The organism is Levilactobacillus lanxiensis, assembly GCF_016861655.1.
GTDB classification, from domain to species: Bacteria; Bacillota; Bacilli; order Lactobacillales; family Lactobacillaceae; genus Levilactobacillus; species Levilactobacillus lanxiensis.
This window is the reverse complement of the sequence record NZ_BOLN01000010.1, coordinates 98588-112697: the sequence shown is the minus strand read 5'-3', so window position 1 is coordinate 112697 and position 14110 is coordinate 98588. Positions and strand designations below refer to the sequence as shown.

Genomic DNA, 14110 nt, shown 5'->3' with positions numbered 1-14110 from the left:
GTCGAGGTGGAAGCCCGCTCCACAGGCTGGAACCGACCCCATAGCCGGGTAGGTTGAATCCGCCGTTGGGAACGAATGGCCTTTACCCAGTTTCACTAACAACGACAAAAAAGCCGCCCTAGCAAATTGCCAGGACGACTCAGAAATGCATTTTCATTGGTTTTACTTACGTTTACTTTGCTTGGCCCGCCGAACAGCTTTCTTAACGGCACGGTCATGCTTGGACTTTTCTCTTTCTTTCTCATCGCGTTCCGCTTGAATCTTCCACGGATTTTGAATGAGTAAGGTTTGGCCCACTTGGAAAATGTAGGAAACCGTCCAGTACAGGGACAGTGACGAAGCCACGTTTAAGGCGGTGAAGAAGACCACCACGGGCATCCCGACGACCATCATCATGTTCATGGAGTTGGTTTCCGGTGCTGACTTGGTGGTTAACCACGAACTTGCGAACGTCGCTAAGGCCGCCAAGATTGGCAAAATGAAGTACGGGTCCTTGTGGCCCAATTGTAACCACAGGAAGGTCCCGGACCGCAGAACGGCCGTCCGCCAAATGGCCTGGTACAAAGCCCAGATGATTGGCAGTTGAACCAAGGCTGGCAAGCACCCCATCACGGGGTTGATGCCGGCTTCCGAATACAATTTCTGTTGTTCGGACTGCAACTTAGCCATGGTTTCGCGGTCTTTAGACGAATATTTCTTTTGGAGGGCCTTCAGTTGCGGTTGAACCTCTTGGGTCTTCCGCATGCTGCGCGTTTGGAAGATCATCAGTGGTAACAAGATCACCCGAATGATAATGGTGAAGACGATGATCCCGACACCGTAACTGCCGCCGAACAAGTTGGCCAACCAGATAATCGCCCGCGAGAAGTTTAAGACGATTAAACCGTCCCAGATCCCGGTACTTTGATTGGTGATTGGCTTGTTGCTACAAGCGGAGAGGATAAAGACCAAACTCACAATGCCCAGCATAAGTAGGGTACGTTTGTACTTTTTCACGTTTTTCACGTTTATTCCTCGCTATAGTTGGAATCCAGTAGTTTCGCTAACTTTAACACGTGAATCATGCTGCTTTTCGCATCGGGCATACTGATACCGTCCGCTCGGGGCCGCGCAATCACGAGAAAATCCACATCCTGCTTCAGGTATGGCTTCAACTCGAGAAGGCTCTGCCGGATCCGGCGCTTCACCCAGTTACGGTGAACGGCGTTACCAATCTTTTTCCCGACGGAAATGCCGACCCGAAAGTGCTTCTGGTTAGGTTTTTCCATTGAGTAGACCACGAATTGCCGGTTTGCGACTGAATTCCTGGTTTCAAAGACCTGCTGAAATTCCGCTTCTTTCTTAATGCGGTAAGATTTTCGCATGTGCATCTCCAAAATTCTCGATTTACAGTCCGCGCGGGATTGGTGTTCCAGTCTCCCCGCAGATAAAATAAAAAGACCACTGAAGCTTCAGCGGCCTATGCAGACAATACTTTACGTCCCTTTTGACGGCGACGTGCTAATACTTGACGGCCATTGCTAGTGCTCATGCGCTTGCGGAAGCCGTGGACACGGGAACGGTGACGTTTCTTTGGTTGGAAAGTGCGCTTCATCGTAAAATCTCCTCTCTTATCTATGACTATTTTTTATCTGGTGTTGCCAGACAAATACTAAATGCATTTCCTGAACATAATAGCATAAAGAAAGGAGAAATGAAACAGCAACTTGGCATTTCATAAAAAAAGTTGTTCCCAGCAAAATTTGTTTCATGCACTTTGCTTGTGGATAACTCAACTTTTTCGAAAAAGTTATTCCGGACTTGCCAACCGAGTTATCCACCGTTCCACAGCCTGTTTATTTCTAAAAATTAGGATTTGTGCATTCTGTGGATAACTTGTGAAACACTTGTTGCTGTCGTGTTTTAAGTCCACAGATGGGTGTGCATAACTATATTAAGCGAATTTTATCCACAGTTTCTCACAGCCCTGTGGATAACTCTATTCACTTCCTGTGAAACAATTATGCACACCCCACAATACCCTGTGGAAAACTTTTTTTCTTCATGCTACACTGGACTTACGTTTTCGTTTGGTCGGAGTCCGTCCAAACGTCAAATGAGCATCTAAACTAAAATAGGGGGATACATCAGTGCCAGATATGTTAACTTTGTGGGCTGACATCAAAAAGCTGTTTAAAGAAAACAGCCAGACGACAGCCTACGCGACTTGGATTGAAACAGCCAAGCCGATTGCCCTGAACGGCAACAAATTAACGTTGGAACTCCCATCACCCCTGCATCGTGATTACTGGACCCATCAACACCTGGACCAGCAATTGGTAGAATACGCATACCAAGCCGCTCACGAAGATATTCAGCCCGTTCTTATTTTGGAAGGGGAGCGTCAGCAACAAGCAACGCTCAAGGCCAAGACCGCGACCCCAGGGGAAGCCGTCCCAACCGAACCCACGCCAACCTTTATGAAGGAAACGGCGCTGAACTCCCGCTACACGTTTGACACTTTCGTCATCGGAAAAGGCAACCAAATGGCCCATGCTGCGGCCTTGGTGGTCTCCGAAGAACCCGGCGTGATGTACAATCCGCTGTTCTTCTATGGTGGCGTTGGGTTGGGCAAGACCCACTTGATGCACGCGATTGGCAACAAAATGCTAGAAGATCGCCCAGACACCAAGGTCAAATACGTGACTAGCGAGGCTTTCACGAATGACTTTATTAATGCGATTCAAACTCGGACGCAGGAGCAGTTCCGTCAGGAGTACCGCAACGTTGATCTGCTACTGGTCGATGATATTCAGTTCTTTGCTAATAAGGAAGGAACGCAAGAAGAGTTCTTCCATACATTCAATGCCCTCTACGACGACGGCAAGCAAATCGTGCTGACGTCTGACCGCTTACCCAACGAAATTCCTAAGCTTCAAGACCGCCTCGTTTCGCGGTTTGCCTGGGGATTATCCGTGGATATCACGCCGCCAGACTTGGAAACACGAATCGCTATCTTACGGAACAAGGCCGATGCCGATCAAATTGACATCCCCGACGACACGCTCAGCTACATTGCCGGGCAAATCGATTCCAACGTCCGTGAATTAGAGGGCGCGCTGGCCCGCGTTCAGGCTTATTCGCAGTTGATGCACCAGCCAATTACCACTGACTTGGCCGCAGAAGCGCTGAAGAGTTTGAACCTAGCCAATGCCAGTGATGCCATCACGATTCCCGTGATTCAAGACCGCGTGGCCGACTACTTTAACGTTTCCCTCAAGGATCTAAAGGGGAAGAAACGCAAGAAAGCCATCGTGATGCCCCGGCAAATTGCCATGTACCTTTCTCGTGAACTGACCGAGGCGTCACTGCCCCGCATCGGGAACGAGTTTGGCGGCAAGGACCACACCACGGTCATCCACGCTTACGATAAAATTACCGAATCGTTGAAGACCGACGCCGAGCTTCAAAAAGATATTGATAGTCTCAAAGATGAACTGCGGCGCTAGGACGGATAGTCCCGGGTCACCCAATTTTGGCAGACTCGCGACGGTCTTTTTGTGACCAACTGCGGTATGATTAATTGGGTCGCACCGAACACGGTGTGGATAAGATTCTAAAAACATCAAAGTTATCCACAAGTTATCCACAGGTGGAAAGACTAGTAACACAGGATGTTCCTCAAAGTTATCCACAGAATACACCGCTCTACTACGGCTACTATTTTTTTCTTTTAATTAAGTTAAACTACCTGCACCACGAAAAGGAGTGTCAGTTTATGAAATTCACCATCAACCGGGCTGCGTTCATTAAGGAACTGAACAACGTCTCCCGTGCCATCTCATCAAAGACCACGATTCCCATTTTGACGGGGTTAAAAATTGTTGCGAGTGACGCAGGGTTACTTTTAACGGGGTCCAATGCGGATATTTCTATTGAAACCTTGATTCGGGCCGATGATCCTGATATTGGCTTAAGCATTGATGAACCTGGTTCCATTGTCTTAACTGCCCGGTTCTTCAGTGAAATCGTCAAGCGGTTGCCTGAAAAGGAAATGACCGTGGCCGTTAAGGATGGTTTCCAAACAGAAATCACTTCTGGTGCCGCAGCCTTTAACATCAACGGCCAAGACGCCAACAACTATCCCCATTTGCCAGAAATTGACGCGGCTGATTCCGTGGTCTTATCTGGCGCCGTCTTCAAGGAATTGATTGGCCAAACGGTTATTGCCGTTTCCAACCAAGAAAGTCGGCCGATCCTGACCGGGGTGCATTTCGTGTTGTCTGAGGACCAGTTCTTAGCCGTTGCCACAGACAGTCACCGGTTGAGCCAACGCCAAATTGCGTTGCCAACCCACAGTGATGCCACCTTTGACGTGATTATTCCTGGGAAGAGTCTGACCGAATTGTCCCGGATGATCGGGGATGACAAGGCTGACGTGAAGATGCAATTCTCAGAAAACCAAGTCCTCTTCTTGCTGGGTGACACCTCGTTCTACTCACGCTTACTGGAAGGCAATTACCCTGACACGTCGCGGTTGATTCCCAAGGAAGCCTCCACGACCGTTGAATTCGAAGCACCAGAATTGTTGTCCGCTGTTGAACGGGCCTCTCTGTTGTCTCACGAATCCCGGAACAACGTGGTTAAGCTAACGTTGACGCCAGCCGATAACCAAGTGACCATCTTCAGTAACTCACCTGATGTCGGGAACGTTGAAGAAGAGTTAGCTCCTAAAGCGCTTGATGGGGAAGATCTCGAAATTTCCTTCAACCCTGATTACATGAAGGATGCGCTGCGGTCATTTGGCCAAAGCACGATTCGCGTGGCTTTCACCTCAGCCTTGCGGCCATTCACGTTGGTGCCAACTGAAGATACCAGCAACTTTATTCAGTTGATCACGCCAGTGCGGACGTTCTAAAATTTCACAAGCAGTTTCACAAGCCAATTCACAAGCCAATTCACAAGCGCCGTTTCCCGTTGAGGAGACGGCGTTTTTCTGTGCGCTGTTCGTGATAAAGGGAAAATGAAATAGGGTGGCGAGCAGGCGGTATTCTGAGACAAGACCGACTGAAATGATCAGGCAGATGTGCCAATAGGGCCTACTTTTGTTGGCCACAGCCTGTGGTTTCCCAAAATGTCGGCCAGTGCTTCTAAAATTTGGGGACCACGGTCTGGTGCCTGGTTAGGTGCCTTGAACATAGAATCTGTTCCTCCTAATCTGATTGGTGCACCTCACGAGAGACGGCCCGACGATTAGGTTGTTAGGCCCACCGATTTTCTGTCAGGCTTCTCGTGAAACCAAGCTAAATTCGCGGCAAAAATAGCCCATTGCGTGCGCATTTGACCGGAGTCAGACGTTACATAACGATTTTTATTGAAATTAAAGCTAAAAATTATGGGATTTCGGCCATAACCGGGCTATTTTTGATTCTGAGCAAATTTACCGGTTTTTTAGCAAAAATATCAAGAATGGTATAAATCGTCTCAGACGGCAAAAATAAGGTTGTTCATCTGTACCTTTTCGTTAAAAAGCGGTATAATATAAGAGAAGAAAATTAAGGGGTGAAATTGTGAAAAAAGAAGTTTTCATTGAGACGCCCTACATGACTTTGGGCCAGATGCTCAAAGAAGAATCCGTTATCAGTACGGGTGGCCAAGCCAAATGGTATTTGCGGGAAAACACCGTAAACGTCAATGACGAGCCAGATAATCGTCGGGGCCGCAAGCTGTATCCAGGCGATACGGTCGACGTACCTGAAGTAGGATTATTTTTTATACGCTCAAAGCAGGGTGAATAATGTATTTGCAAGAGTTGCAGTTGCAGCATTTTCGCAACTACCCAACTGCTGATCTGCAGCTGGGCAAGGGCATCAACGTTTTGTTGGGAGAAAATGCGCAGGGCAAGACCAATCTATTAGAGGCCATTTACGTGTTGGCGCTGACGCGCAGCCACCGGACGGCTAACGACCATGATTTGGTCAACTGGCAAGCCAAAACGGCGAAGGTCAGTGGCCGGGTGGTCAAAGCTGCCGGGTCGGTACCGTTGGAGCTGACTTTTTCGCGGCAGGGGAAACGCGCCAAGGTGAATCACCTGGAGCAGGCCCGGTTGTCACAGTACGTGGGCCAGCTCAACGTGATTCTATTTGCGCCGGAAGACCTGGCCATTGTTAAGGGGGCGCCGTCCGTGCGTCGCCGCTTCATGGACATGGAATTTGGTCAAATGAATCCGCGTTATCTCTACAACCTAAGTCAGTACCGCACGTTGTTAAAGCAACGGAACCGCTACCTAAAGGATCTCCAGCACAAACAAAAAAAGGACCTCCTTTTTTTGTCGGTGTTATCGGATCAATTGGCAGCGTACGGGGCTGAGATTATCGCGCAACGCTTGACCATGCTGCACAAGCTGGAGCATTGGGCCCAGGCGATTCACGCGGAAATTTCACAACAACGTGAGGAATTGACGTTTCACTACGCCACACAGGTGCCTGACGACCAGTTAACGGACGCCAAGACCATCTGTGCCGCGCTCACGGCGCTTTACGCTAAGCAACGCGACAAGGAGCTTTACCAGGGGACAACGCTGGTGGGGCCACATCGTGATGATTTGCATTTTCAGGTCAATGACAAGAATGTCCAAACGTTCGGGTCACAGGGCCAGCAACGCACCACGGCGCTTAGTGTCAAGCTCGCTGAGATTGATTTGATGAAGGAAGAGACCGGGGAATACCCCGTGTTACTTCTAGATGATGTGCTCTCTGAATTAGATGATGCCCGGCAGACCCACTTGCTGACGGCAATTCAGGATAAAGTCCAAACGTTTATTACCACCACCAGTTTGAGCGGTATCACCCGCCAACTGATTAAGGACCCAACCATTTTTCACGTGGCTGATGGAACCGTGGTGGCCGACGCGTCGCCAGATAACGACGCAGCAACAAAGGAGGATTAGGCAGTGGCTGATTACGAACATGAAACCAAAGCAGAACAGGCGAAGGAATACGATGCCAGCCAAATTCAAGTCTTAGAGGGCTTGGAAGCGGTTCGTAAGCGTCCCGGAATGTACATTGGCTCGACCAGCGCCCAAGGCCTGCACCATTTGGTCTGGGAAATTGTGGATAACGGGATTGATGAAGCCTTAGCGGGCTTCGCCAACGAAATTCACGTGACGGTCAACAAGGATAACAGTATTACCGTGACCGATAATGGCCGGGGAATTCCTATCGATATCCAAAAGAAGACCGGGAAACCAGCGTTAGAAACGGTTTTCACTATCTTGCATGCCGGTGGTAAATTCGGCGGTGGCGGGTACAAGGTCTCCGGTGGTCTGCATGGGGTCGGGGCTTCCGTCGTGAACGCCCTGTCGACTGAACTAGATGCCCAAGTTATTCGTGGTGGCAAGAAGTACGGGATGACCTTTAACCGGGGTCACGTGGTCTCTCCGATGAAGGTGATCGAAGAGGGCTTGCCCGAAGAACAACATGGCACGATCGTTCACTTCCTGCCAGACCCAGATATCTTCCGGGAAACGACGACGTTTGATATCAAGACGTTGCGGACCCGAATCCGGGAACTGGCTTTCTTAAACAAGGGCTTACGCATCACCATCCGTGATGAACGTCCGGAAACGCCAACCGAAGACGATTTTCTCTACGAAGGTGGGATTCGCCACTACGTTGACTTTTTAAACGAAAACAAAGAAACCCTGTTCGAACCCCCAATCTACGTTGAAGGGGAAGAGAACGGGATTACGGTTGAAGTGGCCTTACAATACACTGATGATTACCACAACAACCTGTTGACCTTTACCAACAACATCCACACCTACGAAGGTGGGACCCATGAAGAAGGGTTCAAGCGTGCTTTGACGCGGGTCGTGAACGATTATGCCCGGCAAAACAAGCTGATGAAGGATAACGAACCTAACTTGACCGGGGATGACGTCCGGGAAGGCTTGACCGCCGTGGTTTCCGTGAAACATCCGGATCCCCAATTTGAAGGTCAAACCAAGACCAAGTTAGGGAACTCAGATGCCCGGACCGCCGTGGATCACACGTTTGCTGACCACTTCATGCGTTTCTTAATGGAACACCCTGACGTGGCCCGCAAGGTTGTAGACAAGGGGACACTGGCGTCTAAAGCCCGGGTTGCCGCTAAGCGGGCTCGGGAAGTTACCCGGAAGAAGAGTGGGTTGGAAATCTCTAACCTGCCTGGGAAATTGGCCGATAACACGTCCAAGGACCCAGCTATTTCCGAACTGTTCATTGTCGAAGGGGATTCCGCCGGTGGTTCTGCTAAGCAGGGCCGTTCGCGGTTGACTCAAGCCATCCTGCCAATTCGGGGGAAGATTTTGAACGTGGAAAAGGCCTCAATGGACCGGATTCTGGCCAACGAAGAAATTCGTTCGCTGTTTACCGCCATGGGGACCGGCTTTGGTAACGATTTTGACGTGTCTAAAGCCAACTATCACAAACTGATTCTCATGACCGATGCCGATGTCGATGGCGCCCATATCCGGACGCTCCTGCTGACGCTGGTCTACCGCTACATGCGGCCATTGTTGGATGCCGGTTACGTGTACATCGCTTGCCCACCGCTCTACCGGGTGCGTCAAGGGAAGATGCAGCGTTACCTGGACAGCGACGATGAATTGAAGGAATTACTGGGGCAGTTACCACCAGCACCCAAGCCTCAGATTCAACGGTACAAAGGGTTAGGGGAAATGGATGCCGAACAACTTTGGGATACCACGATGAACCCTGACAACCGACGGCTCTTGCGGGTTGACGCCGATGACGCCATCAACGCAGACCAAGTCTTTAGCATGCTGATGGGGGACAAGGTTGCTCCCCGGCGTGAATTCATTGAAGACAATGCCACCTTTGCTGAGTTGGATGTTTAGTCAGTGTTAGGCAAGAACGGAGGGTAAAAATTTGGCTGATGATCAAGATTATTTAGGTCGGATTACCGACGTTGACCTTTCACAAACCATGCGAACATCCTTCTTGGATTACGCAATGAGTGTGATTGTTCAACGGGCGTTACCGGACGTGCGGGATGGCTTGAAGCCAGTCCACCGCCGGATTTTATATGATATGCATGAACTGGGGATTACGCCCGACAAGCCATTCCGGAAATCTGCCCGGATGGTTGGGGATGTCCTTGGGAAATACCATCCGCATGGGGATTCCGCCGTGTACGAATCCATGGTGCGGATGGCGCAAGACTTCTCATACCGGTACATGTTAGTCGATGGGCATGGGAACTTTGGGTCTGTCGATGGTGATGGGGCCGCTGCCATGCGGTATACCGAAGCACGCCTGAGCAAAATTGCGATGGAAATGCTGCGGGACATCAACAAGGATACGATTGATTTCCAAGATAACTACGATGGGTCCGAACGGGAACCCGTTGTCTTACCATCACGGTTCCCGAACCTCTTAGTTAACGGGGCTTCCGGGATTGCCGTAGGGATGGCAACGAACATTCCGCCGCACAACCTGACCGAAGTTATTAGTGCCCTGCACATTTTGATGGACAACCCAGATGCCAGTTTAGCTGACTTGATGGAAGCTTTACCTGGTCCCGATTTCCCAACTGGTGGGATCGTGATGGGGAAAGCCGCTATTCGCCGGGCTTACGAGACCGGGAAGGGCACCATTACGCTGCGGGCCAAGGTCGACATCGAAGAAGAAAAGAACGGCAAGCAACGGATCGTGGCCACGGAAATTCCGTACATGGTCAACAAGGCTAAGCTGATTGAACGAATCGCTGAGTTGGCCCGGGATAAGCGAATCGAAGGCATTACCGATGTCAACGATGAAACCGACCGGACTGGGATGCGTATCGTGATCGATGTTCGTCGTGACGCCAGTGCTGAAGTCATTTTGAACAACTTGTACAAGATGACCTTGATGCAGACCTCATTCGGGATCAACATGCTGGCCATTGTTAACGGGGCGCCAAAGGTATTGGGCCTCAAGGCTATTCTGCAATACTACTTGGAATTCCAACTGGAAGTTATTCGGCGGCGGACGCAGTTTGAATTGAAGAAGGCTGAAGCTCGGGCCCACATCCTGGAAGGGTTGCGGATTGCCCTGGACCACATCGATGCCATTATCACGATTATTCGGCAGTCACAAACGGCCGAGGTCGCTAAGAATGAATTGATGACGCGTTACAGCCTGTCAGATAAGCAATCGCAAGCCATCTTGGACATGCGGTTGGTTCGCCTGACCGGTTTGGAACGGGAAAAGGTCGAGAAGGAATACAATGATGTCATGGCAGCTATCAAGGATGACAAGGAAATCTTGGCATCCAAGGAACGCCAACAAGCCATCATTTACCAAGAATTACTCGATATTCAAAACAAGTTTGGGGATGCCCGTCGGACTGAATTAATGGTCGGTGAAGTCCTCAGCTTGGAAGACGAAGACTTGATTGCTGAAGAAGACGTCGTGGTTTCTTTGACCCACAACGGCTACATCAAGCGGTTGCCAACGTCTGAATTCAAGGCACAAAACCGTGGGGGTAAAGGGGTTCAAGGCATGGGCGTGCATGATGATGATTTCATCGAGCACTTAGTCGCAACGTCGACTCATGACATGCTGTTGTTCTTTACCAACACCGGGAAAGTTTACCGGATGAAGGGGTACGAAATTCCTGAATACGGGCGGACTGCCAAGGGAATTCCGGTCATCAACCTGCTCGGTATCAATACCGACGAGCACGTTCAGGCCGTGATCAACGTGGCTAACCCTGGGAACAATGGCCAACGCGACCTGTTCTTTACCACTGTGCAAGGAACGGTTAAGCGGACGCCAGTTGATGAGTTTGCCAACATCCGCAGCAATGGGCTGAAGGCCATCAACTTAAAGGAAAACGATGAACTGATTGACGTCGACATCATTGATGCCGCAGCCAACATGATCATCGGGACCCATTTGGGTTATGCCGTTAGCTTTGCGTCCCAGGACGTTCGGTCCATGGGTCGTTCCGCTACTGGGGTTCGCGGGATTCGTTTACGCGAGAACGATTACGTCATCGGTGCCAGCGTCCTCAAGCCGGACAGCCACGTGTTTGTCATTTCCGAAAAGGGTTATGGGAAGCAAACGGCTGCCAGCGAGTACCCAATCAAGGGTCGGGGCGGTAAGGGTATCAAGACTGTGAACGTGACCGCCAAGAACGGTCCGTTAGCTGGGTTGACCACCTTGAATGGTGACGAAGACCTGATGTTAGTGACCAACAAGGGCGTTATGATCCGCTTTAGCGGGGCTGACGTTTCTGAAACGGGTCGGGCAACCTTAGGGGTTCACCTGATTCGCTTGGCCGATGACACGGCCGTTGCGACCATGGCGAAGGTTGCCAAGGAAGACGAGACGGCTGATGATGACGCCACGACTGCCGGCGAGACCACTGCACCAGCTGAAGATTCAGCTAGTGACGTGGCCACCACGCCAGTTGCGGACGATAGTCAGGCAACGGCGCCGGATTCCGACGCACCAGAAGCTTAATTAAATTGAACTTTAGAGAGCTCTGCCAATTTGGTGGGGCTCTTTTTGTCGTTGCGGATTGCGGTTAATTCGGGGTGACTATTTGTATACATCTAACCAATTATTAGCAGAAGTAGTTAATCTATTTAGTCAGTATTTATAGAAAATAAAATGGGTCACTATCACTTATATATCAGCAATCTGATATCGAATATTTAAATAATTGTATATGGTTTAATCTGTTTACTTTCTCTGCCCGATTTGGTATCTTAGCCTTAATGAAGTTTAACGGAAATTAGACTGGAGGAGAATCATGACGTTTGAAATGGTTGGGAGCTACTTACAAAGGTGTCGGCAACAACGGGGACTGGCGTTGACCGCCCTGGCGACACGGTTGTGTCCGTTAAATGTGTTGGCAGCCATCGAACAGGGGCAGCAGACCCCGAGTGTGGCGCAGCTGACGCAACTCTACCGGCAATTGGGCATCGTGCGTAATCAGCCGTTGCCACAGAGTTACCCCATTCAGCGTCTGCCGACGTTTAGTCAGCAACTGCAGTCTTGGTGGCAAAACCAGAAATACAGCGAGCTGGTGGCCAATATCGCCGCTGGTGACGTGCTCCATCGGTTGACGACGGATACGGATCGGCAGGCCGTGCTGTATTACTATGGCCGGTCGCTAGCCATTATTGGGGATGTCGATGCGGCCGAGCTCCATTTGCGCGCGGGCCTGATGTTCATGACGCCCCAGCACCCGAAGCAGTACCGGTCGCTGGACTTGTTGCTGATGGCTGCGGAGAATGCGGTGAGTGTTCAGACGAGTCAGACGCCCAATTTTGAGGGGTTTGAACGGGCGTGGACCATCATCCAACAGGACCGGGTACTGGACAATCCGGTCAATTTACCAGCCGTTTACTATCAGTATGCCCAGAGCCTGCTACAGAGGAACGCGCCCGCTGAGGCTAGTCGCGTGCTTCAAGCAGGCATTCAGTGGAGCCAGGAGCAACGGTTAGTGTATTTGTTGCCAGACAGCTACTTGTTGTTGGCGTTGGCTTTGAAGATGGTACCTAGTCAGGTGGAAGCGGAATTATCATAGGGATGAGTGCAACGGGGCGTTTACGTCGAGGGAGGTAAACGCCCCGCTGTTTGGATATGTGGGGCTTTCTGTCATGATAGTTGCAAATTAATTGAAAAAGTTTCAAAAATAAAAAAACATTTGGCCTTCTTTTACGGAGTTAACCTATGTAACGTAAGCAACCACCCATCGGTCGGCCCCGATTTGCTTAAGATTGCATTCTATGCTATACTACTAGCTTGTGAGTATCTGGCTTACGCTAGTGTCTCTCCTTGCTTCCACATTGCAGTGGGGGCCTGAAGTCCATAAGGAGGTGTAACATTCATGGAAACTACTAAATACGAAATCACCTACATCATTCGTCCAGATCTTGACGATGCCGCTAAAACCGCTCTGGTTGAACGCTTCGACAAGGTACTGACTGACAACGGTGCAGAATTGATCAACTCGAAAGACTGGTCAAAGCGTCGGTTCGCATACGAAATTGGTGGCTTTAACGAAGGTATCTACCACGTTATCACGTTAAACGCTACTGATGACGCAGCTTTAAACGAATTCGACCGTTTAGCTAAGATCAACGACAGCATCTTACGTCACATGATCGTTAAGCGCGAAGATTAATTTAAACTTTAACTATTGAGAGGAGTTATTCAGCAATGATCAACCGAGTAGTACTTACTGGCCGACTGACACGGGATGTTGACTTACGTTATACCCAAGGCGGTGCTGCTGTTGCCACCTTTACGCTGGCTGTTGATCGGCGGTTCACCAACAAATCTGGTGAACGGGAAGCTGATTTCGTAAGTTGCGTCATCTGGCGCAAGTCCGCGGAAAACTTTGCTAACTTCTTCCACAAGGGTTCCCTTGTCGGAATTGAAGGGCGCATCCAGACCCGGAATTACGAAAATCAACAAGGCCAACGTGTTTACGTGACCGAAGTTGTCGTCGAGGACTTTTCATTCCTTGAACCGCGTTCTCGCAACGCCAACAACGACGGTGGTAACTACAATGGTGGTTCCGCGAATAATGCTCCTCAGCAAAATCAGAATCAAAATGCCAACCCGTACACGAGTGGGAACACAGCTCCGGCTGCCCCAACTCAAAATACGAACCCGAACCCGGTTAACAACAACCAGGGGAACGCTGGGAACAATAACTCAGCCGATCCGTTTGCGAACTCCGGCGATTCAATTGACATTTCTGATGATGATTTACCGTTCTAAACACTAATTATCGAGGAGGGAATTCCACATGGCAGGACAACGTCGTGGCGGCCGTCGCCGTCGGAAGGTTGACTTTATTGCAGCCAACCACATCGAATACATTGATTACAAAGACACTGACTTATTACGTCGGTTTATCTCCGAACGAGGCAAGATTTTACCTCGTCGGGTTACTGGCACTAGTGCCAAGAACCAACGTAAGTTAACCATCGCTATCAAGCGTTCACGGATCATGGGCTTAATGCCTTTCGTCAGTGAAGAAGGTTAATTAAAACCGAAATGAGACCAACTACAGAGATGTGGTTGGTCTTTTTTTATGTCTAACAGATGAAAGTTACAATGTAAAT

At 49.9% G+C, this 14110-nt stretch carries 13 protein-coding genes; 10 read left to right on the top strand and 3 right to left on the bottom strand.

Annotated features, from left to right (window positions below; genetic code table 11):
* Window positions 1-162: 162 nt before the first annotated feature.
* From yidC to rpmH, 3 genes are all read right to left on the bottom strand, one after another.
* Window positions 163-996: a membrane protein insertase YidC gene (yidC, locus tag JUF22_RS12065; RefSeq protein WP_203640147.1), complete on the bottom strand. Its 834-nt coding sequence runs from the start codon at window positions 994-996 to the stop codon at window positions 163-165.
* A gap of 11 nt (window positions 997-1007) precedes the next feature.
* The gene (gene rnpA, locus JUF22_RS12060) at window positions 1008-1364 is read right to left on the bottom strand and encodes a ribonuclease P protein component (protein ID WP_125583415.1); all 357 of its coding nucleotides are present in this window, start codon (window positions 1362-1364) and stop codon (window positions 1008-1010) included.
* A gap of 95 nt (window positions 1365-1459) precedes the next feature.
* A complete protein-coding gene (rpmH, locus tag JUF22_RS12055) occupies window positions 1460-1594 on the bottom strand; it encodes a 50S ribosomal protein L34 (protein WP_081624573.1) in 135 nt (44 codons plus the stop codon).
* A 535-nt stretch (window positions 1595-2129) separates the two neighbouring features.
* Between rpmH and dnaA the strand changes: the two genes are divergently transcribed.
* The 10 genes from dnaA (at window position 2130) to rpsR (ending at window position 14031) form a co-directional block, all read left to right on the top strand.
* On the top strand, window positions 2130-3488 hold the full coding sequence (gene dnaA, locus JUF22_RS12050) for a chromosomal replication initiator protein DnaA (protein WP_125764912.1): 1359 nt from the start codon (window positions 2130-2132) through the stop codon (window positions 3486-3488).
* Between the two features lie 269 nt (window positions 3489-3757).
* Window positions 3758-4897: a DNA polymerase III subunit beta gene (dnaN, locus tag JUF22_RS12045; protein WP_125764914.1), complete on the top strand. Its 1140-nt coding sequence runs from the start codon at window positions 3758-3760 to the stop codon at window positions 4895-4897.
* Window positions 4898-5549: 652 nt separating this feature from the next.
* Window positions 5550-5777 (top strand): S4 domain-containing protein YaaA, encoded by a 228-nt coding sequence (gene yaaA / locus JUF22_RS12040; RefSeq protein ID WP_203646591.1) that lies wholly within the window; start codon window positions 5550-5552, stop codon window positions 5775-5777.
* Window positions 5777-6928, top strand: coding sequence for a DNA replication/repair protein RecF (gene recF, locus JUF22_RS12035; protein WP_203646584.1), 1152 nt, complete (start codon window positions 5777-5779; stop codon window positions 6926-6928). The genes yaaA and recF overlap by 1 nt, the downstream gene beginning before the upstream one ends.
* A 3-nt stretch (window positions 6929-6931) precedes the next feature.
* On the top strand, window positions 6932-8878 hold the full coding sequence (gene gyrB, locus JUF22_RS12030; RefSeq protein WP_203646582.1) for a DNA topoisomerase (ATP-hydrolyzing) subunit B: 1947 nt from the start codon (window positions 6932-6934) through the stop codon (window positions 8876-8878).
* Window positions 8879-8966: 88 nt separating this feature from the next.
* Entirely contained in the window at window positions 8967-11489 is a 2523-nt protein-coding gene (gene gyrA / locus JUF22_RS12025; RefSeq protein ID WP_203646681.1) for a DNA gyrase subunit A, read from the top strand.
* Window positions 11490-11781: 292 nt separating this feature from the next.
* Window positions 11782-12561: a helix-turn-helix domain-containing protein gene (locus tag JUF22_RS12020; protein WP_203646575.1), complete on the top strand. Its 780-nt coding sequence runs from the start codon at window positions 11782-11784 to the stop codon at window positions 12559-12561.
* 303 nt (window positions 12562-12864) lie between these two features.
* The gene (rpsF, locus tag JUF22_RS12015; protein ID WP_203640007.1) at window positions 12865-13161 is read left to right on the top strand and encodes a 30S ribosomal protein S6; all 297 of its coding nucleotides are present in this window, start codon (window positions 12865-12867) and stop codon (window positions 13159-13161) included.
* Between the two features lie 35 nt (window positions 13162-13196).
* Complete coding sequence (gene ssb, locus JUF22_RS12010) at window positions 13197-13763, top strand: single-stranded DNA-binding protein (protein ID WP_125764926.1); 567 nt, start codon at window positions 13197-13199, stop codon at window positions 13761-13763.
* A gap of 28 nt (window positions 13764-13791) precedes the next feature.
* The gene (rpsR, locus tag JUF22_RS12005) at window positions 13792-14031 is read left to right on the top strand and encodes a 30S ribosomal protein S18 (protein ID WP_048733694.1); all 240 of its coding nucleotides are present in this window, start codon (window positions 13792-13794) and stop codon (window positions 14029-14031) included.
* Window positions 14032-14110: the final 79 nt, after the last annotated feature.

What these genes read in the sequence shown, in the direction of transcription:
- rnpA (WP_125583415.1), bottom strand. Translation starts at nt 1,364, where the DNA reads ATGCGAAAATCTTACCGCATTAAGAAAGAAGCGGAATTTCAGCAGGTC.
- rpmH (WP_081624573.1), bottom strand. Translation starts at nt 1,594, where the DNA reads ATGAAGCGCACTTTCCAACCAAAGAAACGTCACCGTTCCCGTGTCCAC.
- dnaN (WP_125764914.1), top strand. Translation starts at nt 3,758, where the DNA reads ATGAAATTCACCATCAACCGGGCTGCGTTCATTAAGGAACTGAACAAC.
- recF (WP_203646584.1), top strand. Translation starts at nt 5,777, where the DNA reads ATGTATTTGCAAGAGTTGCAGTTGCAGCATTTTCGCAACTACCCAACT.
- gyrA (WP_203646681.1), top strand. Translation starts at nt 8,967, where the DNA reads ATGCGAACATCCTTCTTGGATTACGCAATGAGTGTGATTGTTCAACGG.
- JUF22_RS12020 (WP_203646575.1), top strand. Translation starts at nt 11,782, where the DNA reads ATGACGTTTGAAATGGTTGGGAGCTACTTACAAAGGTGTCGGCAACAA.
- rpsF (WP_203640007.1), top strand. Translation starts at nt 12,865, where the DNA reads ATGGAAACTACTAAATACGAAATCACCTACATCATTCGTCCAGATCTT.
- ssb (WP_125764926.1), top strand. Translation starts at nt 13,197, where the DNA reads ATGATCAACCGAGTAGTACTTACTGGCCGACTGACACGGGATGTTGAC.
- rpsR (WP_048733694.1), top strand. Translation starts at nt 13,792, where the DNA reads ATGGCAGGACAACGTCGTGGCGGCCGTCGCCGTCGGAAGGTTGACTTT.